This window comes from Roseateles sp. P5_E1, assembly GCF_054049335.1.
This window is the reverse complement of sequence record NZ_JBFUMN010000013.1, coordinates 80,262-103,621: the sequence shown is the minus strand read 5'-3', so window position 1 is coordinate 103,621 and position 23,360 is coordinate 80,262. Positions and strand designations below refer to the sequence as shown.

The 23,360-nt window shown below is 67.3% G+C and carries 13 protein-coding genes; 3 read left to right on the top strand and 10 right to left on the bottom strand.

The window, feature by feature from the left end:
- Nucleotides 1-61: 61 nt before the first annotated feature.
- Genes ACXJKJ_RS13720 through queG form a run of 3 tightly spaced genes read right to left on the bottom strand, consistent with a single transcriptional unit; the run spans nt 62 to nt 2,809 of the window.
- Nucleotides 62-1,036: a tripartite tricarboxylate transporter substrate binding protein BugE gene (locus ACXJKJ_RS13720; protein ID WP_457390493.1), complete on the bottom strand. Its 975-nt coding sequence runs from the start codon at nt 1,034-1,036 to the stop codon at nt 62-64.
- A gap of 37 nt (nt 1,037-1,073) precedes the next feature.
- Nucleotides 1,074-1,676 (bottom strand): chalcone isomerase family protein, encoded by a 603-nt coding sequence (locus ACXJKJ_RS13715; RefSeq protein WP_082532890.1) that lies wholly within the window; start codon nt 1,674-1,676, stop codon nt 1,074-1,076.
- Complete coding sequence (queG, locus tag ACXJKJ_RS13710; protein WP_457390492.1) at nt 1,673-2,809, bottom strand: tRNA epoxyqueuosine(34) reductase QueG; 1,137 nt, start codon at nt 2,807-2,809, stop codon at nt 1,673-1,675. Before queG ends, ACXJKJ_RS13715 begins: the two co-directional genes overlap by 4 nt.
- On the opposite strand from queG, the gene tsaE reads away from it, so the two are divergent.
- Nucleotides 2,810-3,286, top strand: coding sequence for a tRNA (adenosine(37)-N6)-threonylcarbamoyltransferase complex ATPase subunit type 1 TsaE (gene tsaE / locus ACXJKJ_RS13705; protein ID WP_457390491.1), 477 nt, complete (start codon nt 2,810-2,812; stop codon nt 3,284-3,286).
- Nucleotides 3,283-4,659, top strand: coding sequence for an N-acetylmuramoyl-L-alanine amidase (locus ACXJKJ_RS13700; RefSeq protein WP_457390490.1), 1,377 nt, complete (start codon nt 3,283-3,285; stop codon nt 4,657-4,659). The genes tsaE and ACXJKJ_RS13700 overlap by 4 nt, the downstream gene beginning before the upstream one ends.
- 604 nt (nt 4,660-5,263) lie before the next feature.
- On the opposite strand, the gene ACXJKJ_RS13695 is transcribed toward ACXJKJ_RS13700, so the two are convergent.
- Both ACXJKJ_RS13695 and ACXJKJ_RS13690 read right to left on the bottom strand, forming a co-directional pair.
- Nucleotides 5,264-5,464 (bottom strand): YbdD/YjiX family protein, encoded by a 201-nt coding sequence (locus ACXJKJ_RS13695; RefSeq protein ID WP_056201602.1) that lies wholly within the window; start codon nt 5,462-5,464, stop codon nt 5,264-5,266.
- Nucleotides 5,457-7,520 carry a carbon starvation CstA family protein gene (locus ACXJKJ_RS13690; RefSeq protein ID WP_457390489.1) on the bottom strand — a complete coding sequence of 688 codons (2,064 nt, stop codon included), beginning with the start codon at nt 7,518-7,520 and terminating at the stop codon, nt 5,457-5,459. The genes ACXJKJ_RS13695 and ACXJKJ_RS13690 overlap by 8 nt, the downstream gene beginning before the upstream one ends.
- A gap of 238 nt (nt 7,521-7,758) precedes the next feature.
- Here ACXJKJ_RS13690 and ACXJKJ_RS13685 point away from each other — a divergent pair, with 238 nt between their 5' ends.
- The gene (locus tag ACXJKJ_RS13685) at nt 7,759-8,154 is read left to right on the top strand and encodes a hypothetical protein (protein WP_457353065.1); all 396 of its coding nucleotides are present in this window, start codon (nt 7,759-7,761) and stop codon (nt 8,152-8,154) included.
- Nucleotides 8,155-8,165: 11 nt separating this feature from the next.
- Here the strand turns inward: ACXJKJ_RS13685 and ACXJKJ_RS13680 are convergent, their stop codons facing one another.
- The 5 genes from ACXJKJ_RS13680 to ACXJKJ_RS13660 all read right to left on the bottom strand — a co-directional run bounded on the left by ACXJKJ_RS13680 (nt 8,166) and on the right by ACXJKJ_RS13660 (nt 23,278).
- On the bottom strand, nt 8,166-10,610 hold the full coding sequence (locus ACXJKJ_RS13680) for a response regulator (protein WP_457390488.1): 2,445 nt from the start codon (nt 10,608-10,610) through the stop codon (nt 8,166-8,168).
- Between the two features lie 5 nt (nt 10,611-10,615).
- Nucleotides 10,616-17,770 (bottom strand): HAMP domain-containing protein, encoded by a 7,155-nt coding sequence (locus tag ACXJKJ_RS13675; protein ID WP_457390487.1) that lies wholly within the window; start codon nt 17,768-17,770, stop codon nt 10,616-10,618.
- Nucleotides 17,771-17,922: 152 nt separating this feature from the next.
- Nucleotides 17,923-18,558 carry a response regulator gene (locus tag ACXJKJ_RS13670; protein ID WP_457353072.1) on the bottom strand — a complete coding sequence of 212 codons (636 nt, stop codon included), beginning with the start codon at nt 18,556-18,558 and terminating at the stop codon, nt 17,923-17,925.
- Complete coding sequence (locus ACXJKJ_RS13665; RefSeq protein ID WP_457390486.1) at nt 18,555-19,976, bottom strand: cache domain-containing protein; 1,422 nt, start codon at nt 19,974-19,976, stop codon at nt 18,555-18,557. Before ACXJKJ_RS13665 ends, ACXJKJ_RS13670 begins: the two co-directional genes overlap by 4 nt.
- Complete coding sequence (locus ACXJKJ_RS13660) at nt 19,922-23,278, bottom strand: S41 family peptidase (protein WP_457390485.1); 3,357 nt, start codon at nt 23,276-23,278, stop codon at nt 19,922-19,924. Before ACXJKJ_RS13660 ends, ACXJKJ_RS13665 begins: the two co-directional genes overlap by 55 nt.
- Nucleotides 23,279-23,360 lie beyond the last annotated feature (82 nt).

The following is a 23,360-nucleotide window of genomic DNA, read 5'->3' as shown; positions in this document are numbered from 1 at the left end:
TCGGGGGGCCGACCAGACTCGCTCGCGTGCAGCGATGCGAGGTTGGGCGAGGGGTTTCAAGTCAATCAAGCTTGAGCTTCTGTGCCGCCACGACCTTCTTGTAGACCTCGAACTCCGCCGCAATCTGCGCCGCGAACTGCTCGGGCGTGTTGGCCACGATCAGCGAGCCGGTGTCCTCGATGCGCTTCTTGACGTCGGGGATCTCGAGCGCCTTCTTGACCCCGTCGTGCACCTTGTCGACGATGTCGCGCGGCAGGCTCTTGGGGCCGTGGATGCCGTAATAGGCCAGGCGGTTGACGGCCTCCAGGCCGACTTCCTTGAAGGTCGGCACATTCGGCAGCGCCGCCAGGCGCTGCGGTGCGGCGACGACGATGGGAATGAGGCGGCCGTCCTTGATGAAGGGCAAGGCCGACGGCAGGTTGTCGAAGATCATCGGCACCTGGCCGGCCACCGTGTCGTTCAACGCCGGGCCGGCACCGCGGTAGGGGATGTGCAGCACGAAGACGCCGGCCAGCGTCTTGTAGAGCTCCATCTGCAAGTGGCCGATGCCGCCGGTGCCCGATGTCGCGTAGCTGTGCTTGGCCGGGTTCTTCTTGAGTTCAGCGACAAAGCCCTTGTAGTCGCGCGCCGGGAAGCTGGGGTGCACGGCAATGATGTTCGGCGTCGCCGCGACGTTGATGATGGGCGTGAAGTCGGTCAGCGGGTTGTAGGCGATCTTGGGGTTGATGGCCGGGTTGGCCGCCGTCGTCGACACCGTGGCCATGCCCAGCGTGTAGCCATCCGGCGCGGAGCGCACGATTTCCATCGCGCCGACTGTGCCGCCGCCGCCGGCCTTGTTGTCGACCACCATGGTCTGGCCCAGGACGCTAGACATGCGCTCAGCGACGATGCGGGCAATGATGTCCGTCGTGCCGCCTGGTGCGAACGGCACGATCAGGCGGATGGGTTTAGCGGGGTAGCCCTGCGCCCAGGCCGGATGCCCGAAGGGGCCGAGGCTGGCGAGTGCGGCGGCTTGGAGGACGGAACGGCGTTGCATGAAGTCGGTCTCCTTGGTTTGATGGGGCGATGCTAGTTCAGGACGGCTGACCCAGCAGGCCGGCACGCAACCGGGCATCGCTGTTGCTGTCGCCAAGGAAGACCTTCAGGAAGGCCGTGTAGAAGTCCTGGCCCTCGATGGGCTTGCCCCAGACCTTGCCATTGACCGACAGGACGGTGCCACCCTGGGTGGGCAGATAGTCGATGTGCAACAGGTCGCCCTTCTTCACGCGGCCTACGTCGGCGATGGCCGTGTTGAACTGCTTCAGACGCTCGGCAACCGCCGCCTTCTCGGCCTCGGTGGAGTTGCGATTCACCCCCTTGCCGATGGCCTTGACGAATTCCTGCGTCGACACGTCCTTCACGAGCGGAATGACGATGCGCATCTCCAGCCGCTTGGGGCCGGCCTCGGCGTAGATGGCGTCGGGCGCCGCCGCCTTTTGTGGCAGGTAAAGGGCCGCGAGATAGAGCGGGTAGATGGCCACCTGGCGCTTGCCGGTACCGTTCAACACCAGGGTGCTGCCGCCGAGCTGCAGCGTGTCGGGAAAGTCCTGGTTTTCATAGCGGACAGCGCGGGCGGGCATGGATGCGGCTGCGGCCAGGGCGAGAACGGCCGCACGGCGGCGGATGGACAAAGTCATTCACGGGCTCCAACGGTCAGCGGGCCGGACGATAACGCGGCAGGCGACTCCGGCGCGGACAAGGCCCAGGCGATGTGCTCGGTCACCACTTCGTCGGCGCCGTGCCCTGCTTGCTGCAACGCGCCGCGCAGAGTCGAGTCGTCGCGGACCCGCAAGGCATTGCCCGCCGCCACCGCCAGATTGCGCTGCCAGCGGGCGAAACCGATGCGGCGGATGGCCGAGCCTTCCGTGCGGCGCAGGAATTCGCTTTCGCCCCATCCAAGCAGCGTGGCAATTGGCTCGCCCGCCATGCCTGGGCGCACGTCGAAGTCGGCCAGCACGGCGGGCTGCGCGAACTTGTTCCATGGGCAGGCCAGTTGGCAGTCATCGCAGCCATAGACGCGATTGCCCAGCAAAGGGCGCAGTTCGACGGGTATCGGCCCATCGTGTTCGATGGTCAGGTAAGAGATGCAACGCCGGGCGTCGATGCGGTAGGGTGCGGTGATCGCGGCAGTCGGGCAGACATCGATGCAGGCCCGGCATTCGCCGCAATGCGCGCTGACGGCTTCGGTCAACGGCAGGGCCAGATCGATGAAGAGCTCGCCCAGGAAGAACATCGAGCCGGCCTCGCGGTGCAGCGTCAAGGTGTGCTTGCCACGCCAGCCCAGGCCCGAGCGCGCGGCCAGTTCGACCTCCAGCACCGGCGCCGAGTCGGTGAAGACGCGATAGCCCAGCGGGCCGACTTCGGCCTCCAGCTTCTCGGCGAGCTTCTGCAGCCGCTGGCGCAGCACCTTGTGATAGTCCCGGCCGCGGGCATAGATCGAGATCTGCGCTTGCTCCGGCTGGGCCAAGCCAGCCCATTCGACGGCCTGCCAGCCCGGCTCGGTGGCCTGGGGCAGATAGTCCATGCGCGCCGTGATGACGCGCAGCGTGCCCGGCACCAGCTCGGCCGGGCGCGCACGCTTCATGCCGTGGCTGGCCATGTAGTGCATGCGGCCATGGTGGCCGGCGTCCAGCCAGGCCTGCAGGCCCGGCTCGGCGCTGCTGAGGTCCACGTCGGCCACGGCGATCTGTGAGAATCCCAGCTCATGCGCCCAGCCGCGCAAACGGATCAACAGCGCGGCGGCATCGACAGTGGACGGGACTTCTTGCATTTGGCACCGATTTTAGAAACCGATCTGCTGTGGCCCGACGAGGCCGCGGCCCAGGCCACCGCCGGACGCCTCGCGGCGGTACTGCTGCCCTCCCCCAACGCGCTGATCGAGCTGCACGGCTCGCTCGGCGCCGGCAAGACGACCTTCGTGCGCCTGTTGCTGCGCGCGCTGGGCGTGCAAGGCCGCATCAAGAGCCCGAGCTATGCGGTCATGGAAAGCTATGAGCTGCCTGAATCCGCGGGAGGCAACACTGCCAGCCACTTCGACTTCTACCGCTTCGGCGACCCGCGCGAGTGGGAAGACGCTGGCTTTCGCGACGTCTTCGCTGCACCCGGCCTCAAGCTCTGTGAATGGCCCGAGAAGGCGGCCGGCCAGCTGCCCGCGGCTGATCTGCAGCTCTTCATCGAGCTGATGCCCGACGACAGTCGAAGCGTGCGCGCGGTTGGCGACGCGCGCCTCGTGGGAGCCCTGGCATGAAGCGCCGCGAAACCTTGGGGCTGCTCGCTTTGCTGCTGAAGGCGCCCGACACGCTGGCGGCGGGCAGCCAGGCCAGCATCGTCGCCGTGCGCGTCTGGCCGGCGCAGGAGTACACCCGCGTCACCATCGAGTCCGACCGGCCGCTGACGGTCAAGCATTTCCTGGTCGACTCGCCGCACCGCCTCGTCATCGACATCGACGGCCTGGAGCTGAGCCCGGGGCTGCGCGAGCTGATCGGCAAGGTCAAGGCCGACGACCCCTACATCACCGGCGTGCGCGTCGGCCAGAACACGCCCACCGTCGTGCGCATCGTGCTGGACCTGCGCCAGCCCGCGGCACCACAGATCTTCACGCTGGCGCCGGTGGCCGCCTACAAGAACCGTCTCGTCTTCGACCTCCACCCCAAGTTCGAGGCCGACCCGCTGCTGGCCTTGGCGCAGGAGCGCGACAAGAAGCCGTCTGCCGCTGCGACGCCCTCCCCGGCCCAGCGCGCCGAGGCTGCGGCCAGCGCCGTCAACGACGCCCTCGGTGACCTCATCCAGAAGATCGAGCGTCCGCCAGCGCCGGCAGCCTCGGCATCCCTGGCGCCGCCCGCGCAAGCCGCGTCCAAACCCGCACCAGTGCCCGCCCCTGCCGTCGAGCCCAAGATCGACCGCCTCATCATCATTGCGCTGGACCCCGGCCACGGCGGCGAAGACCCCGGCGCCGTCGGCCCCTCAGGCCTGCGTGAGAAGGATGTCGTCCTGGCGGTCGGCCTCAAGCTGCGTAAGCGGCTCCAGACCAATCCGAACATCCGCGTGCTGATGACACGCGACGCCGACTTCTTTGTGCCGCTGCAGGACCGCGTGCACAAGGCGCGCCGCGTGCAGGCCGACCTGTTCGTGTCCATCCATGCCGACGCCTTCTTGACGCCGCAGGCGCGCGGTGCCTCGGTGTTCGTGCTCAGCGACGGTGCCGCGACGAGTGCCGCCGCACGCTGGATGGCCAACCGCGAGAACGCGGCCGACATGGTCGGCGGCGTCAACGTCGGTGCGGCCACTAAGGACGCCAACGTGCTTCGCGCCCTGCTCGACATGAGCACCACGGCGCAGATCAAGGACAGCCTCAAGCTCGGCGGCGAGGTGCTGGGCCAGATCGGCAAGATCGGCAAGCTGCACAAGGCCAAGGTCGAGCAGGCGGGTTTCGCGGTGCTGAAGGCGCCGGACATCCCCAGCATCCTGGTCGAGACGGCGTTCATCTCCAACCCGGAGGAAGAGAAGAAGCTGCGCGATCCGGACTATCAGGACGAACTGGTGGATGCGTTGGCCTCGGGCATCGCGAGGTACTTTGCGAAGAATCCGCCGATGGCAAGGAAGCGGAGCACGACGTTGTAGTCGTGCTTGCTTTTGCGAAGATCGCGTCTGCTCGTTGCATTGCCGGGAGTCCGTCCCGGCGGCCGGGTAACTTTCTTCTGCGGGGCCAGAAGAAAGTCACCAAAGAAGAGGCCCTGAACCGCACACGAGCGCGACGCCGCCATCAGCGGCGCGCGAAAACAGCCACCGGCATTGCGACAAAAAGCGARCCGCTGCGCTCTCGCACACGACTTGTGACGAGCCCGACGCATCGCACGAGCACCCCGTTCGACGCGCGGCTGCACGCCGGGCTCATCAAAACAGCCCAATGCAGCGTCGCTCGGGCGACGCGGCTGTTCGGTATTTCCTGATGAGCCCGGCGTGCAGCCGGCGTCAACTGGCATGATGGTCCGATCGCTGGCGCTCTTCACAAGTCGTGTGCGAGAGCGCAGCGGTTCGCTTGTAGGCCCGGCGCTGCTTCGAGCTTGCGAGCGCCTCATCCCACTCGAGTGCGGATTGCATTGAGCGCTCCTCTTTTGGTGACTTTTCTCTGGCGCGTCAGAGAAAAGTTACCCGCCCTCGCGGGGCGGATTCCCGCGGCACTGCACGCGAGTCATAAGGACAACGGCAAAAGCAACCCAACCAATCAGCAGCATTTACCAACCCGTGCCGAATACCTCGCCGCCTGCCTCTCCCTGAAGAACTCCTCATAGCTCATCGCAGCCCGATCCGGATGCGTGGCCTGGTGGTGGGCGAGATAGCTGCCGTAGTCCGGCACGCCCACCATCAGGCGCAGGCTCTGCGTCAGATACCGGCCCGCCTGGGCCAGTTCACGAAGCTCAAGCACGTTGCCCCGCCGGCAGCAGCACGAAGGCCGTCTCCTGCGCTGTCGCCCGACCACTGCGGCGCGCAGCCAGCACGGCCTTGACGCTGTAGATCAGCACGCTGATGACGACGCCCATGAACAGCGCACACAGCGCCGCGTCCAGCCTGTCGTTGAACACCACCCGCGACATCGCGTCCAGCGTCTTGGCCGGCGCCAGCACCTTGCCCTCGGCAATCGCCGCAGCGTATTTGTCGGCATGAGCCAGGAAGCCGAGCTTGGGGTCGGCCGCGAAGATCTTCAGCCAGCCGGCCGTCATCGTGCACACCAGCAGCCAGGCGGCCGGGACCGCCGTGACCCAGGCGTAGCGGTCCTTCTTCATCTTGAAGATGACGACCGTGCCCAGCAGCAGCGCGACGGCGGCCAGCATCTGGTTGGCGATGCCGAACAGCGGCCACAGCGTGTTGATGCCGCCCAGCGGATCGACGACACCCTGGTAGAGGAAGTAGCCCCAGGCCGCCACGCACAGGCCGGTGGCGACGAAATTGGCCACCCAGCTCTCGGTGCGCTTGAGCGACGGCACAAAGCTGCCCAGCAGATCCTGCAGCATGAAACGCCCGGCGCGCGTGCCGGCGTCCACGGCGGTCAGGATGAAGAGAGCCTCGAACAGGATGGCGAAGTGATACCAGAAGGCCATCAGCGCCTTGCCGCCCACCACCTGGTGCAGGATCTCGGCCATGCCCACGGCCAGCGTCGGCGCGCCGCCGGCACGGGCCAGGATGGTCTTCTCGCCGACATCGGCCGCGGCCTGGGTCAGCATCTCGGGCGTGACGACGAAGCCCCAGGTCGACAACGTCTGCGCGACCGTGGCGGCGTCCTTGCCGACGACCGCGGCCGGGCTGTTCATCGCGAAGTAGACGCCCGGCTCGATGCAGGAGGCCGCGACCAGCGCCATCACGGCGACGAAGCTCTCGGCCAGCATGCCGCCGTAGCCGATGTAGCGGGCGTGGGCCTCGTTCTCCAGCAGCTTTGGGCTGGTGCCCGACGAGATCAGCGCATGGAAGCCCGACACCGCACCGCAGGCGATGGTGATGAACAGGAAGGGGAACAGGCTGCCAGCCCAGACCGGCCCGCCACCCGACGCGAACTGCGTCAGCGCCGGCATCTTCAGCGGCGGCGCGACGATGACGATGCCGATGGCCAGCGCGATGATGGTGCCGATCTTCAGGAAGGTGCTGAGGTAGTCGCGCGGCGCCAGCAGCAGCCAGACCGGGATGCAGGCAGCGACGAAGCCGTAGCCGATCAGCAAGCCGACCAGCGTCGTCGGTTGCAGCGTGAAGATGGGCGCGAGCGTCGGGCTCTCGCTGACCGCCTGGCCGCCGAAGATGGCGCCCATCAGCAGCACGAAGCCGATGACCGACACCTCGCCGATGCGGCCCGGGCGGATGAAGCGCAGGTAGACGCCCATGAACAGCGCCACCGGAATCGTCGCCGCCACCGTGAACAGGCCCCAGGGCGAATCCGCCAGGGCCTTGACGACGATCAGCGCCAGCACCGCCAGGATGATGATCATGATCATGAAGGCGCCGAACAACGCGATCAGGCCCGGCACCGTGCCCATCTCCTGCTTGACGAGGTCGCCGAGCGACCGGCCATCACGGCGCGTGGAAATGAAAAGAACGATGAAGTCCTGCACTGCGCCGGCGAAGACGACGCCGGCCAGGATCCACAGCAGGCCGGGCAGATAGCCCATCTGCGCCGCCAGCACGGGGCCGACCAGCGGGCCTGCACCGGCAATCGCCGCGAAGTGGTGGCCGTAGAGCACGTGCTTGTTGGTGGGCACGTAGTCCAGCCCGTCGTTGTACTTCCAGGCCGGCGTCTGGCGCTTGGAGTCCAGTTCCAGCACCTTGTTCGCGATGAACAGGCTGTAGTAGCGGTAGGCGATGAGGTAGGTGCACAGGGCGGCAGCCACGACCCACAGTGCGCTGATCGTCTCGCCGCGGCTCAGGGCCACGGTGGCGAGGGATGCGGCACCCAGGATCGCAACGCCCGCCCACGCAAGGTGGCGGCGCAGATTCATGAGGTTTGTCTCCGTTGCGGTGCACTCCTCGAAGCGGGGCGCGACCGTGATGGAAGTCTCGGCAAACAGGCGCTCCGCGGCATCGGTCAAGCCACGCAGGCCTGGCGCGCGGCAATACCTAAGGGTCAACCCCGAAACACCCTCTTACGCAACGGCGCAGGACGGCGTCAACGTCGGGCGGGGCCTGGCGTTGTTCGAGCACGGCCAGCATCTTGTTCGGCCCTGTAGGAGTTCCGCCATGCTTCGTCCCCTCATCGCCGCTTTTGCCGCCACCGCCGCCCTGCTGGGCGCCGCTTCTGCCCAGGCGGGCACACACTGGTCCATCGGCGTCAGCCTGCCGGCCGCGGGTGTCGTCGTGTCGAACGGCGGCTACTACGCACCTGCACCCGCTCCGGTCTATTACGAGCCTGCACCGGTCTACTACGAGCCGGCACCCGTCGTGCGCTATGCGCCGGCGCGCCGCTATGTCGAGCGCGACGTCTACTACGCGCCGGCCCCGCGGGTGGTTTATGCCCCGTCCTACCGCGAGCGTCGCTGGGAAGGTCGCGACGACCGTTGGGACCATGGTCGCCACGAGCGCAACGACCGCTGGAGCCACGACCGGGACGACTCCGGCCCGCGCCGCGGGCACTGAGCCCGCGCCCGTCAGCGCCGCGCCATCTCGCCGCGGATCTCGGTCTGCAGCAGTTGCAGGTCGGGCAGGTCGAAGGGCTTGAGCAGCGCCCGCACATGGGGGCCGAAGTCCGACAGGTCCGAGCCCATCTCATAGCCCGACGAGAACACCACCCACGTGTCCGGCGCGTGGCGCAGGATGGCCCGGGCGAGGTCGATGCCTGACATCCCCGGCAGGCTGACGTCGGTCATGACGAGGTCGAACTTGTCGGGCGCATAGGCCGCCAGCGCTTCCTCTGCTGTCGCGCAGCTTTCGGGCTGCATCCCCACCTCCTCCAGCAAATAGGCGATCTGTTCACGCAGATCGGCGTTGTCCTCCACGAACAGCACCCGCAAGGCCGGCGCCTGCGTGGGCCGGGCAGCACTGAGCTCGGCCACGGCGCGGGCCAGCAGATGCGGGGACACTGCCTTGGGCACGCAGCGCTGGAAGCCTGCCTCGAGCGCGGCCTCGCGGTCGGTCGCGCGCACATAGGCCGTGACGGCCGCTGCGGGCAGCACGTCCGGGCCCAGTTCCATGGCCTGGCGCACATGTCGGATCAGGTCATAGCCCCCCATGCCGGGCATGCCGAGATCGCTCAGCAGCACATCGAAGCGCTGCTGCTGCAGCAAGGCTATTGCCGCCTCCGCCGACTCGGCCGTGACAACATCAGCGCCGCGCTCGGACAGCAGGCGGGCATGGGCCTCGAGCACGTCGGGGTGGTCATCGACGAGCAGCACCCGCACGCCAGAGATCAAGGGCTCGACACCGCCCGCCTCGGTTTCAACACCCGCCACGTTCGACTGGCCGGCGCGCGGCAGGCGCAGGCTGAACACAGAGCCCTGGCCGCGGCCCGCACTGTGGGCTGCCACCTCGCCGCCGTGCAGCTCGACGAGGTTCTTGACGATGGACAAGCCCAGCCCCAGGCCGCCATGCACGCTGGAGGCGGTGCCGTCGGCCTGGGTGAAGCGGTCGAAGAGCTGCGGCAGGAATTCAGGGTCGACGCCCTGGCCGGTGTCGCTGACCGCGACCTCGACGATGGGGCCGTTCAGCTTCGTCGACAGCGTGATGCTGCCGCCCGTGGGGGTGAACTTCATCGCGTTGGTGATCAGGTTCATGACGATCTGCGTGAGCCGGCGCGCGTCGCCAAAGACCTCGGCGGCCTCGGGCGCCAGCTGCAGCACGATCTCGAGCTGGCGGGACTGGGCTGTCGGGCGGGCCGTGTCGGCCGCGCCCGCAACGATGCCGTTCAGGTCTACCCGCTCGACATTCATCAGCTGCTTGCCGGCGACGATGCGGCTCATCTCCAGCAGGTCGTCGACCAGGACGGCCTGGGCCTGGGCATTGCGCGCGATGGCCTGGATGCCCCGCTGCAGCATACCGGGCTGCACGCCCGGGTGGGTGAGCACGTTGACCCAGCCGAGGATGGCCGCCAGCGGCGTGCGCAGTTCGTGGCTGATCGCGGCGACGAACTCCTCCTTGGCGCGCGCGGCCTGGTCGGCGGCGCCGCGCGCGGCCTGCTCGGCGGACAGCAACTGATCGCGGCGCAGCTGCAGCTCGCGGCGGTCGGTGATGTCGTGGAAGTAGACGGACAGGCCGTCGTGCGAGGGATAGCAATGGCATTCCAGCCAGCGCTCCGGGGCGCCCGGTGCCATGGCCTCGAAGGACACGGCCTGACCGCCCTTGGACCGGGCCTTGTCGAAGCCGGCCTCGAACTCGCCGGCGCCAAAGACCTCGCCACTGCGCCGCCCGGTCAGCTCGTCGGCCCCACGGCCGAGCAGCCGGGCGCCCTGCTCGTTGACGTAGCCGATGCGCCCGTCATGCTCGATGAGCAGCAGGCCATCGGTGATGCTGCTCATCATGGCCCGCAAGCGGCGGTCGGCCACATGGAAGGCCTCGGTCCGCTCGGTGACGCGCCGCTCCAGCGTCTCGTTGAGATCGCGCAAGCGCTCCTCGGCGCGGCGCCTTTCTTCCACCTCGGCCTGCAGGGCCAGGTTGGCGCGCTGCAGCTGGCGGGTCTTGCGGTCCAGTTCGGCAAAGACGGCCACCTTGGAACGCAGCACCGCCGGGTTCACGGGCTTGTGCAGGTAGTCGACGGCGCCTGAGCCATAGCCCTGCAGGCGGTACTGGTCCTGATCGAAATAGGCAGTCAGGAAGATGATGGGCAGGTGGGCATTGCGCTTGCGCTCCTTGATCATCTGCGCCAGCTCGATGCCGTTCATGTCGGGCAGCTGGATGTCCAGCACCATGACGGCGAACTCCTGGCCCATCAGCGCGAGCAGGGCCTGGTCGGCCGACAGCGCCCGCACGATGCGGTAGCCCGGGTCCGCCAGCACGCTCTCCAGCACCAGCAGGTTGGCCGGTTCGTCGTCGACGATCAGGATGTTGGTCAGCTCTTCAGCGCCCGCCACCTGCTCCACGACGTCGATCGTTGTCGGCATCGTCATCACCGGTACAGCCACACGCGCATCAGCGACAGCAGCTGGGCCGTGTTGACGGGTTTGGAGATGTAGTCGCTGGCGCCCGCCTCCAGGCATTTCTCGCGGTCACCCTTCATGGCCTTGGCGGTCAGGGCCAGGATGGGCAGGTTGCGGAACTCTGCGTGGGAGCGGATCTCGCGCATGGTCTCGTAGCCATCCATSTCCGGCATCATGATGTCCATCAGYACCAGGTCGAGATCGGGCGTGTGCTGGATGATCTCGACGGCGGCCCGGCCGCTGGTGGCGGTCAGTACCTGCATCTCCTGATTCTCCAGCAACGTCGTCAGCGCAAAGATGTTGCGGGCGTCGTCGTCCACCACCAGCACGCGTCGGCCATGCAGCATCTCGGCGGCGCCGTGCAGCTTGTGCAGGATCTCCTGCTTGCCCTGCGGCAGCTCGGTGACGACGCGGTGCAGGAAGAGGGCCGTCTCGTCGAGCAGGCGTTCGGGGCTCTGCACATCCTTGAGCACCACGCTCTTGGCCAGCGCACGCAGCTGCTTCTGCTCGGCGCTCGTCAGATCCTTGCCGGTGAAGACGACGACCGGCACGGCCGCCAGGGAAGGGTCGGCATGCAGTTGCTCCAGCAGGCCGAAACCGCTGACGTCGGGCAAGCGCAGATCCAGCACGATGCAGTCGAAGGTCTGCTCACGCAGCATCTGCAACGCCGCCGCGCCGGTGCCGACGGCCTGCAGCTCGATGTCGTCATGGCCGAGCAGCTCGACGATGGCCTGGCGCTCGATGTCGTTGTCCTCGATGACGAGCAGCCGCTTGGTGCGCGGCACCGTGAAGTCGCGGATGCGGTCCAACGCAGCCTCCATCTCTTCGCTGGTGGATGACTTCACCACATAGCTGAAGGCGCCGTGCGCCAGGCCGTGGTTGCGGTCCTCCTCGGCGACGCTGAAGATCTGCACCGGGATGTGGCGGGTCAGCGGGTCGAGCTTGAGCTGGTTGAGCACCGTCCAGCCCAGCATGTCGGGCAGGAAGATGTCCAGCGACACGGCAGTCGGCTTGAAGCGCCGCGCCAGCTCCAGGCCCAGGCTGCCCTTGAGCGCCACCAGGCCCTTGAAGCCGCGGTCCCGCGCCAGGCCCAGCACGATGCGGGCGAAGTGAGGGTCGTCCTCGATGATGAGCAGGACCGAGTCGCCTTCCTCGATGTTCTCGCGGTCGTCGGGCACCTGCGTTTCGCGCACCAGCGGCAGGTTGTTGCGCGCCGGGGCCATCGGGCGGCTGTGCGCGGGCAGGGGCGCCATGCTGGCGCTGTCCGCGCCGGCGAAGTGCAAGGGCAGGAACAGCGTGAAGGTGCTGCCATGGCCATGCACGCTGGTCAGGCGAATTTCGCCGCCGAGCAGGGCCGCCAGCTCACGGCTGATGGCCAGGCCCAGGCCGGTGCCGCCGTATTTGCGCGACGTGCCGGCGTCAGCCTGCTGGAAGGCTTCGAAGATCAGGCGCTGCTTCTCAGGCGCCACGCCAATGCCGGTGTCCTCGACGGCAAAGGCCAGCACATGCTGGGCCTTGCTCAGCACCGGATGCTCCGTGCTCCAGCCCTCGTTGGCCAGACTGACACGCAGCTCCACATGGCCGTGCGCCGTGAACTTCACCGCGTTGGACAGCAGGTTCTTCAGGATCTGCTGCAGCCGCTTGGCATCGCTTTCCATGCTGCGCGGCAGGTCGTCGGCGAACGTCAGGCGCAGCGRCAGGCTCTTGGCCTCGGCCACATGGCGGAAATTGCGGTCGATGCTGTCGCGCAGTGACACGAACGAGATGTCCTCGATCTCCACCGTGACGGTGCCCGACTCGATCTTGGACAGGTCCAGGATGTCGTTGATGAGGTGCAGCAGGTCGGAGCCGGACGAGTTGATGTTGCGCGAGAACTCGACCTGCTTGCCTGAAAGGTTGCCGTCGTTGTTGCTGGCCAGCTGCTGGCTCAGGATCAGGATGGAGTTCAGCGGCGTGCGCAGCTCGTGCGACATGTTGGCCAGGAACTCGGACTTGTACTTGGACGTCAGCGCGAGCTCGGCAGCCTTGTCCTCCAGCGCGTGGCGGGCCTGCTCGACCTCGGCGTTCTTGCGCTCCACTTCCTCGTTCTGCTCGGCCAGCAGGCGGGCCTTGGTGCCGAGCTGCTCATTGGTCTCCTGCAGCTCGCTCTGGCGCGACTGCAGCTCCACCGTCAGCTGCTGCGACTGCGACAGCAGGGACTCGGTGCGCATCGTCGCCTCGATGGTGTTGAACACCGCGCCGATGCTCTGCGTCAGCAGTTCCAGGAAGGCCAGCGAAGCGCTGCTGAAGGGCTGCAACGTGGCCAGCTCGATGACGGCCTTGGTCTGGCCCTCGAACAGCACCGGCAGCACGATGACGCTGACGCGCGGCGCGTAGCCGAGGCTGGACGAGATGGCAACGAAGTCCGACGCGATGTCGGCCAGCAGAGTGCTGCGCTTCTCCAGCGCGCACTGGCCGACCAGGCCTTCGCCCATCTCGATGGTGGGCGCCAGCCGCACGGTGCCGGATTGGGCGTAGCTCGCCAGCAGGCGCAGCTGCTGGCGGTTGTCGGCCTCGGCGCCGGCCACGTGATAGATGGTGCCCTGGTGCGCCTGCACCAGCGGTGCCAGCTCGGTCAGCAGCATCTGGCTGACGGTCTGCAGCTCGCGCTGGCCCTGCAGCATGCCGGTGAACTTGGCCAGGTTGGTCTTCAGCCAGTCCTGCTCGCGGTTGCGCTCGGTGGTCTCGCGCAGGTTGGAAATCATCGTGTTGATGTTGTCCTTGAGCTCGGACACCTCGCCCTTGGCCTCGACCTGGATGGCGCGCGTCAGGTCGCCCTTGGTCACGGCCGTGGCCACCTCGGCAATCGCGCGCACCTGTGTCGTCAGGTTGGCGGCCAGCAGGTTGACGTTGCCGGTCAGGTCCTTCCAGGTGCCGGATGCACCCGGCACATGCGCCTGGCCACCCAGGCGCCCGTCCACGCCCACCTCGCGCGCCACGTTGGTCACCTGCTCGGCGAAGGTGGCCAGCGTGTCGGTCATGTTGTTGATGGTGTCGGCCAGCGCCGCCACCTCGCCCTTGGCCTGCACCGTCAGGCGCTGGGTCAGGTTGCCGTTGGCCACGGCCGTCACGACCTTGACGATGCCGCGCACCTGCTCGGTCAGGTTGGAAGCCATGAAGTTGACGTTGTCGGTCAGGTCCTTCCAGGTGCCGCCCACGCCGGCCACCTTGGCCTGGCCGCCGAGCTTGCCCTCGGTGCCCACCTCGCGGGCCACGCGCGTGACCTCGCCGGCAAAGGCGTTGAGCTGGTCGACCATGGTGTTGATGGTGTTCTTCAGCTCCAGGATTTCGCCGCTGACGTCCACCGTGATCTTGCGGTTCAGGTCGCCGCGGGCCACGGCCGTCGTCACCTCGGCGATGTTACGCACCTGAGCGGTCAGGTTGGCGCCCATGGTGTTGACCGAGTCGGTCAGGTCCTTCCAGGTGCCGGCCACGCCGGGCACGACGGCCTGCACGCCCAGACGCCCTTCGGTGCCCACCTCACGGGCCACTCGAGTCACTTCCGACGCGAAGGAGCGCAGCTGTTCCACCATCGTGTTGATGGTTTCCTTCAGCTGCAAGATCTCGCCGCGCACGTCCACGGTGATCTTCTTGGACAGGTCGCCGTTGGCCACCGCAATGGTCACGTCGGCGATGTTGCGCACTTGGCCGGTCAGGTTGGACGCCATCGAGTTGACGTTGTCCGTCAAGTCCTTCCACGTGCCGGCCACGCCGGGCACCTGCGCCTGGCCGCCGAGCTTGCCTTCGGTACCGACCTCGCGCGCCACGCGGCTCACTTCCGACGCGAAGGCGCCGAGCTGTTCGACCATGGTGTTCATGGTTTCCTTCAACTGCAGGATCTCGCCTTTCACGTCCACGGTGATCTTGCGGTTCAGGTCGCCGCGGGCGATGGCGGTGGCCACGYCGGCGATGTTGCGCACCTGGCCCGTCAGGTTGGACGCCATCGAGTTGACGTTGTCGGTCAGGTCCTTCCAGACCCCCGCCACGCCAGGCACCGCAGCCTGGCCACCGAGCTTGCCCTCGGTACCCACTTCGCGCGCCACACGCGTCACTTCGGACGCAAAGGCGCGCAGCTGATCCACCATGGTGTTGATGGTTTCCTTCAGCTGCAGGATCTCGCCGCGCACGTCCACCGTGATCTTCTTGGACAGGTCACCGTTGGCCACCGCAATGGTCACGTCGGCGATGTTGCGCACCTGGCCCGTCAGGTTGGAGGCCATCGAGTTGACGTTGTCGGTCAGGTCCTTCCACGTGCCGGCCACGCCGGGCACCTGTGCCTGGCCACCGAGCTTGCCCTCGGTACCCACCTCGCGCGCCACGCGGGTCACTTCACCGGCGAAGGCGTTGAGCTGGTCGACCATGGTGTTGATGGTGTCCTTGAGCTCCAGGATCTCGCCGCGCACGTCCACCGTGATCTTCTTTGACAGGTCGCCATTGGCCACGGCCGTCGTCACCTCGGCGATGTTGCGCACCTGGSCGGTCAGGTTGGACGCCATGAAGTTGACGTTGTCGGTCAAGTCCTTCCAGGTGCCGGCCACGCCGGGCACCTGCGCCTGGCCGCCGAGCTTGCCGTCGGTGCCCACCTCGCGGGCCACGCGGCTCACTTCCGAAGCGAAGCCGTTGAGCTGGTCCACCATGGTGTTCAGCGTGTTCTTCAGCGCCAGGATCTCGCCCTTGACCTCCACGGTGATCTTCTTGGAGAGGTCACCGCTGGCCACGGCCGTCGCCACGTCGGCGATGTTGCGCACCTGGCCCGTCAGGTTGGAGGCCATGAAGTTGACGTTGTCGGTCAGGTCCTTCCAGGTACCTGCCACGCCGGGCACCTGGGCCTGGCCGCCGAGCTTGCCGTCCGTGCCCACCTCGCGCGCCACACGGCTCACTTCCGAGGCGAAGCCGTTGAGCTGGTCCACCATCGTGTTGAGCGTGTTCTTCAGCTCCAGGATCTCGCCCTTCACGTCGACCGTGATCTTCTTGGACAGGTCGCCGCCGGCCACAGCCGTCGCCACGTCGGCGATGTTGCGCACCTGGCCCGTCAGGTTGGACGCCATCGAGTTGACGTTGTCGGTCAAGTCCTTCCACGTACCCGCCACGCCGGGCACCTGGGCCTGGCCACCGAGCTTGCCGTCCGTGCCCACCTCGCGCGCCACACGGCTGACCTCGCCGGCAAAGCCGTTGAGCTGGTCGACCATGGTGTTGATGGTGTTCTTCAGCTCCAGGATTTCGCCGCGCACGTCCACGGTGATCTTCTTGGAGAGGTCACCGTTGGCCACGGCCGTCGTCACGTCGGCGATGTTGCGAACCTGGGCCGTCAGGTTGGTCGCCATCGCGTTGACGGAGTCGGTCAGGTCCTTCCAGATACCGGCCACGCCGCGGCCTTGCGCCTGGCCGCCGAGCTTGCCGTCGGTACCCACCTCACGCGCCACGCGAGTCACTTCGGAGGCAAAGCCGCCGAGCTGGTCGACCATGGTGTTGATGGTGTTCTTCAACTCCAGGATCTCGCCGCGCACGTCCACGGTGATCTTCTTGGACAGATCGCCGTTGGCCACGGCCGTCGTCACCTCGGCAATGTTGCGCACCTGCCCGGTCAGGTTGGAGGCCATGAAGTTGACGTTGTCGGTCAGATCCTTCCACGTGCCGGCCACGCCGGGCACCTGGGCCTGGCCGCCGAGCTTGCCGTCCGTGCCCACCTCACGCGCCACGCGGCTGACCTCGCCGGCAAAACCGTTGAGCTGGTCGACCATCGTGTTCATGGTGTTCTTCAGGGCAAGAATCTCTCCCTTCACCTCCACGGTGATCTTTTTCGACAAGTCGCCGCTGGCCACGGCCGTGGCCACGTCCGCGATGTTGCGCACCTGGTTCGTCAGGTTGGAGGCCATCGAGTTGACGTTGTCGGTCAGGTCCTTCCATGTGCCGGCCACGCCGGGCACCGCGGCCTGGCCGCCGAGCTTGCCCTCGGTGCCCACCTCGCGGGCCACGCGGGTCACTTCGGACGAGAAGCCGTTGAGCTGGTCGACCATCGTGTTGATGGTTTCCTTCAGCTCCAGGATCTCGCCCTTCACGTCCACCGTGATCTTGCGGCTCAAGTCGCCGCGCGCCACGGCCGTCGTCACGTTGGCGATGTTGCGCACCTGGGCCGTCAGATTGGTCGCCATCGCGTTGACCGAGTCGGTCAGGTCCTTCCAGGTGCCGGCCACGCCAGGCACCACCGCTTGGCCGCCCAGGCGCCCATCCGTGCCCACCTCGCGGGCCACGCGGGTCACTTCAGACGCGAACGAGCGCAACTGGTCCACCATGGTGTTGGTGGCTTCCTTGAGCTGAAGGATTTCGCCGCGCACGTCCACGGTGATCTTCTTGGACAGGTCGCCATTGGCCACGCCGATGGTCACCTCGGCGATGTTGCGCACCTGGGCCGTCAGGTTGCCGGCCATCTGGTTGACCGAATCGGTCAGGTCCTTCCAGACGCCCGACACGCCCTTCACCTGGGCCTGGCCGCCGAGCTTGCCCTCGGTGCCCACCTCGCGCGCCACGCGAGTCACTTCACTCGTGAACACCGACAGCTGGTCGATCATGGTGTTGACCAGGCGCGCGGAGCGCAGGAACTCGCCCTTGAGCTCGCGGCCGTCCACCTCCAGCTCCATGGACTGGCTCAGGTCGCCCTTGGCCACCGCGCCGATGGTGCGCGCGATCTCGGCGGTCGGCCGCACCAGGTCGTCCATCAGCGTGTTGATCGATTCGACCTTGGTGGCCCAGCCGCCCAGCGATCCCGGCATCGACATGCGGTGCTTGAGCCGGCCTTCCTTGCCGACCGTGGCGGAGAGCCGCGACACCTCGGAGGCGATGCGCGCCTCCTGGGCGGTGATCTGGTTGAAGGCGGCGGCGATCTGGCCGTCRATGCCGTCCCAGCTGTTGGGCAGGCGGATCGTGAAGTCGCCGTCGCGCAGTGCGGACAACGCCGCCAGGATCTGGCGCGAGCGTGGAGCGCTCAGCTCGGCGCCGCCATTCAACACATCGGCCGTAGCGGCCGGAATGGTCGCCTTGGGGTTGGCGCGCTTTCTGCGAGGTTGCTGCGCGATGTCGACACTCATGGTCCCGCCCGATTCAGAAATTAGGAGTGAGTTTCGCCCGGCGCCGGGTCATTTCAAACCGCTGTGCCAGGTACGAAAAGTGCCCGCTTCTAGCATGGCAATCTAGGGGGATCAAGTCCCTTTTCCGGGCCGCTCTTGCGCGAACGCGCGAGTCATTTCAATCCGGCTTCTCTCGCATGTTCGACCGCATACCGGATCAGCTCCGCCTGCCCGTCCAGCTCCAGCTTGCGCTTGATGCTCTGGCGGTGGGCCTCGACGGTGCGCACCGACAGGTCCAGGTCGCGGGCAATCTGCTTGCTCGACGCGCCTTGCCCCAGCAGGCTGAGGATCTCGCTTTCGCGCGGCGTCAGCACCGGCTTGGGGGCCTGGCCGCGGAATAGCCGGCCTGAGACTGCAGCGCTCAGGAAGGTGCCGCCCGCGGCCACCGCATCGATCGCCGACACGATCTCGGTCGCCGGCGCATCCTTGAGCACGTAGCCGCGGGCACCGGCGGTCAGCGCACGTTGCACGTATTCGGGGTTGTCATACATGCTGAACATCAGCAGCCTGATGGACGGCTGGGCGGCCAGCATCTCGGCGCCCAGCGTGATGCCGTTGCCGTCCTTCAAGCCCACATCCATCAGCACGACGTCGGGCGCCGTGCGCGCCAATTGCTCCAGGGCCTCGGCCCGCCCGCCGGCCTCACCGACGATCTCGAAGCGCGGCACGGCGGCCAGGCGCGCGACCAGGCCCTCACGCACCATCGGGTGGTCATCGACGAGCAGGATACGGATGGGTGTCGGGGTCATGCAGCAGCGCGAGCCAGGTCGGAAGCCGCTAGTTTGACTGTGAGGCGACTGCCCATGCCGGGCGAAGCGAAGAGACTCAGGCGGGCACCGAGGGCGGCCGCCCGTTCGCGCATGCTGCGCAGGCCCAGTCCCCGGTCGGCTGCGGCCTGGGCGGCGTCGGCGTCGAAGCCCTGGCCGTCATCGTTGATTTCCAGCGCCAGGCCACCGTCGCGCTCGAAACGCAGCAGCACGCTCACCGTCGTCGCGTGGGCATGCCGGGCCGCATTGTTCAGCGCTTCCTGGGCAATGCGGAACAGGGCCGTGTTCACGGCCTCGGGCAAGCCCACCTCCTCACCCTCGACCGCCGCCGAGAAATGCGTGCCACCGGCAGCGTCGAACTCGCCCGCCAGATGCTGCAGTGCCGCAGGCAGGCCGAGGGTGTCCAGCAGCGCCGGCCGCAGTGCGTGGGACAGGTGGCGCACCTCGGCCAGCGTGCTGTTCAGGCGCTTCAAGGCCAGCTCCTGCAGCCGCGCAGCGCCCTCGGGTTCGTGCTGGGCGGACTCGATCAGCAGCTTGGTGGCCACCAGCGCCTGGCTGACGCCGTCATGCAGCTCGCGCGCCAGCCGTGCGCGCTCATCCTCCTGGCTCTGCACGACCTGGCGGGCCAGGGCACGCAGCTTGGCCTCGGCGCTGCGGTGCTCGCTCAGGTTCAGGGCCAGCGCACCGGCGCTGATCAGCGCGACGCCGAAGACGGCGACAGCGCCCACCCACAGCATGGTGGCCGTGATGTTCTGGCGCGCGCCGCGCTCCAGTTCGGCCATCGTGGCTTCAATGCCGTCCAGATACAGGCCCGTGCCCAGCATCCAGTTCCACTGCGGCACGGTGACGACATAGCCCAGCTTGGGCGCCAGCAGGCTGCTGGACGGCTTGCGCCACAGGTATTCGACATAGCCGCCGCCGGCCTTGGCCTGATTGATGAGCTGCTGGATGGTGGGCCGGCCCTTGGGGTCGCGCATCTCCCAGAGGTTTTGCCCGATCAGCTCGGGCTGGCGCGAATGCATCAGCACGTGGCCGTCCAGCGAATAGACGAAGAAATAGCCGTCGCGGCCGTAGTCCAGCGAGGACAGGATGGCCAGCGCCCTCTCGGGCCCGCCCGGCTGGCCGAGCAAGGGCTGGATGGTGCTGACCGCCAGGTCGACGTAATGCTTGAGCTCGGTGCGCCGCGCGTCCATATAGCTGGCGCGCACCAGCGCATGCTCGCGCGCCGCCAGCTCGCTTTCCTGCTGGCGCACGGCCAGCGCGATCAGCGCGAGGGAGGCCAGCAGCGGCAGCAGCGCCAGCAGGAACAGGCGGCCCCGCAGGGACAGGGCCGCCCAGGCTTTCATCAGCGGCCCAAGGTTGCGGCGCTCGGCGCCGCCTTGCGCTGGATCGGCTTCCAAGCCTCCAGGCGCTTCAGCACATCGGCAATCGCCGCATCCAGCTGCGTGTCATCGCCACGGTTGACGGCCGCCGGGTCGAGCTCGACGTCGATGTCTGGCGACACGCCCTCGTTCTCGATGCGCCATTCGCCATCCGGTGTGTAGAAACGAAAGAAGGGCACGGTCAGGAAGCCGCCATCGGCCAGCGGCGGGTTGGCCGAGATGCCGATCAGGCCGCCCCAGGTGCGCTTGCCGATCAGCGGCCCCAGGCCCACGCGCTTGAAGGCATAGGGCATGAAGTCGCCACCCGAACCGGCGTCCTGGTCGATCAGCATGGCCTTGGGGCCGTAGATGGCACCGCCCGGCGTGTCGAAGACCAGGCCGTCACGGTCCTTCCAGCTGCCCAGGTAAGGCCGCGACAACAGCTCCGTCACGTAGTTCGCCGCTTGCCCACCGCCATTGCGGCGGTCGTCGACGATCAGCGCCTGCTTGTCGATCTGCGCGAAAAACATGCGGTTGAAGTGCTCGAAGCCCTGGCCCGCAGTGTCGGGCATGTAGACGTAGGCGATCTTGCCGCCGCTCTTTTGCTCCACCTTCCTGCGGTTGCCGTCAATCCAGGCCCAGCGGCGCAGCAGGCTCTCGTTGGCAATGGGCTCGACGGTGATCTCGCGGCGACCCTTGCCGGCGGCGTCCCGAGCGATGGCAATGACGACCTGCTTGCCGACGGTGTTTTCCAGCAGCGAATAGATGTTGGTCGGCTCCATCAGCTCATGGCCGTTGATGGCGAGGATGAAGTCCCCTTCCTTCACACCCAGGCCGGCCACCGTCAGCGGCGAGCGCAGATTGGGGCTGAGGCGGTCGCCGGCGTAGAGCCTGGCGACCTTGTAGCGACCTTGCTCGACGACGAAGTCCGCGCCCAGCAGGCCGACGGCGACGGGCGCCTCCTGATGCACGTCACCACCGCCGGCACGGTTGTGGCCGACCTGCAACTCGCCGATCATCTGCACGAGCAGGTCGTTCAGGTCCTCGCGGCGCTGCACATGGGCCAGTTGCGGCAGATAGCGGTCATAGACGGCCTGCCAGTTCAACCCATGCATGGCGGGGTCGTAGAAGAACTCCCTCTCCATCCACCAGGCCTCGTCGAAGATCTGCTTCCACTCGGCCCTGGGGTCGATGCGGGCACGCAGGCCCGACAGGTCCAGCGGCTTGCTGTCGCCCTTGTCATTGGCATCGCCCACCTCCAGCTTGCCGCCGGCCACGGTCAGCAGCAGCTTCTTGTGGTCTTCGCTCAGCGAGAACTCGGCAATGCCGGTGCGCAGCAGTTTGGGCTTGCGCTCCTCGAAGTCGAAGCGCCACAGCTCGGCCGTCGCGCGACGCTCGGCCTGCGGCGGCTCGTTGCTGGCGCCGGGTTGCGGGCGCTGCAGATAGAAGAGCGCGCCGTCCGAGGCGACTGCCAGGTTGTCGTAATTGCGCTCGGCCACCGGCAGGGCCACGACGCGATCGGCCAGGCCATCGAGGTCGACCTTGATCGGCTTGACCGGCTCGGCCTTGGGCTTCTCGTCCTTCTTGGCGTCAGCCTTCTTGTCGTCCTTTTTGTCGTCCTTCTTTTCTTCCTTTTTGTCGTCCTTGCTCTCGTCCTTCTTGTCGTCCTTCTTGCCATCCTCGTCACCCGCCTTGGGCGCCAGCGGCGACTTGCCGTCGGCCGCGAGCACCACGGCGTAGAGGCCGGCACGGCGCGGGCGCTCCTGCGTGGACAGGTCCAGGCCGACCTGGCTCGGGCCGGAGTTGATGGACGCCGTGAAATACAGGTAGTCGCCCTTGGCCGAGAAGGTCGGGTTGCCGGCATGGGCCAGGCCGTCGGTGACGGCATGGTTGCGGCCGGTCGCCAGCTCGTGCAGCACGATGCGGCTGAAATAGTTCTCGCCCGAGGTCGTGTAGGCCAGCCAGCGGCTGTCCGGCGAGAAGGACACGGCATAGCCGTCGGCGCCGAAGCGGCGCACGTCGGTGGCGACCCTGACGAGCTGGCCGCGCTGCGGGCCGGGCACCAGGCTCAGCCGATAGAGGTTGAGGTGGTTGTCCTGCAGCACGAACTGATTGCCGTCAGGGGACCAGTCCATCAGCGCGAAATAACCCTCCTTGGGCAGCAGGAAACGCTCCTTCGCACCCAGGCCGGTCTGGTTCTGCAACACCAGCTCATGGCGCATGCCCGGGGCGTCGGACAGATAAGCCACGCGCTGGCCGTCGGCGCTCCACAGCGCGTCCTTCTCGCGCACGCCGGCGGTCTCGGTCAGGTTGCGCACGCTGCCGTCCTTGACCGGCACCGTGAATACCTCGCCGCGGGCGCTGACGACAGCGCGCTTGCCGGTGCTGGACAGCTGAGCATGGGTCAGCGTCTTGCCAGCATCCTTCCACTGCGGCCGCGCCTGGGGCGCGATGCTGGTGAGCTGGATGTCGAGCACACGCGGCGTGCCGCCTGCCAGTTCAATCTGCTTGATGCGGCCACCGGACTCGTAGACCAGGGTCGTGCCGACGGCGTCGACGCTGCGCACGTCCCATTGCGTCTCGCGGGTCAGTTGGCGCAGCGATTGGGTCGCCGGGTTGAAAGCGAAGAGATTAGCCGCGCCGTCGGCACGGTCGGAGATGAAAACGACCTCGCTGCCGGCCCAGACCGGTGCGGAGTCGGTCGCATTGACGTGGGGAATCTGCTGCCACTTCTGGCTGGCGACATCCATGACCCACACCGGTGGCGTCGAGCCACCGCGGCTCTGGCGCCAGCCGCTCATGCCGGCATAGGCGGCGTTGTAGGGGCGGTAGGCCAGCTGCTTGCCGTCGGCCGACCAGGCGCCCTCGAAGGCCACGGCCTTCATGACCTGCTTCTCGTAGCCGCCTTCCACGCTGACCTCGTAGAGCTGGTTGCTGCGGTTGTTCAGCACCTCGCGCGGCGAGGCGAACAGCACGCGCTTGCCATCAGGGCTCCAGCCGCTGACGACGTCAGCCGTCGGGTGCCAGGTCAGGCGCTTGGGCGCGCTGCCGTCCAGGCCGATGACGTAGACGTCGGTATTGCCGTCATAGCTGGCCGAGAAGGCGATGCTCCTGCCGTCCGGCGAGAAGCGCGGCGCGAACTCGGCAGCCGCATGGCTGGTCAGGCGCCGGGCATTGCCGCCACTGCGGTCAGCCAGCCAGAGATCGCCGGCATAGACGAAGGCCAGGTGGTCCTTGGAGACGGCGGGCTGACGCAGCATGAGCGTCGGTTCGGCCGCCAAGGCCGCGCCGGAGGTCATCCAGGCACAGGCCAAAGCCATGGCGATACGGGTCAGGGTCATCGGGATCTCCGATCAGACGAAAACCCGCGACTCTAGTGCGCCTTGGGCGCGGCTCCGAAAGTCAGTGCCGGGCTGAGTTGGC

Coding starts and splice junctions, on each gene's coding strand:
- ACXJKJ_RS13720 (WP_457390493.1), bottom strand. CDS start 1,036: ATGCAACGCCGTTCCGTCCTCCAAGCCGCCGCACTCGCCAGCCTCGGC.
- ACXJKJ_RS13715 (WP_082532890.1), bottom strand. CDS start 1,676: ATGACTTTGTCCATCCGCCGCCGTGCGGCCGTTCTCGCCCTGGCCGCA.
- queG (WP_457390492.1), bottom strand. CDS start 2,809: ATGCAAGAAGTCCCGTCCACTGTCGATGCCGCCGCGCTGTTGATCCGT.
- ACXJKJ_RS13700 (WP_457390490.1), top strand. CDS start 3,283: ATGAAGCGCCGCGAAACCTTGGGGCTGCTCGCTTTGCTGCTGAAGGCG.
- ACXJKJ_RS13690 (WP_457390489.1), bottom strand. CDS start 7,520: ATGAATCTGCGCCGCCACCTTGCGTGGGCGGGCGTTGCGATCCTGGGT.
- ACXJKJ_RS13685 (WP_457353065.1), top strand. CDS start 7,759: ATGCTTCGTCCCCTCATCGCCGCTTTTGCCGCCACCGCCGCCCTGCTG.
- ACXJKJ_RS13680 (WP_457390488.1), bottom strand. CDS start 10,610: ATGCCGACAACGATCGACGTCGTGGAGCAGGTGGCGGGCGCTGAAGAG.
- ACXJKJ_RS13670 (WP_457353072.1), bottom strand. CDS start 18,558: ATGACCCCGACACCCATCCGTATCCTGCTCGTCGATGACCACCCGATG.
- ACXJKJ_RS13660 (WP_457390485.1), bottom strand. CDS start 23,278: ATGACCCTGACCCGTATCGCCATGGCTTTGGCCTGTGCCTGGATGACC.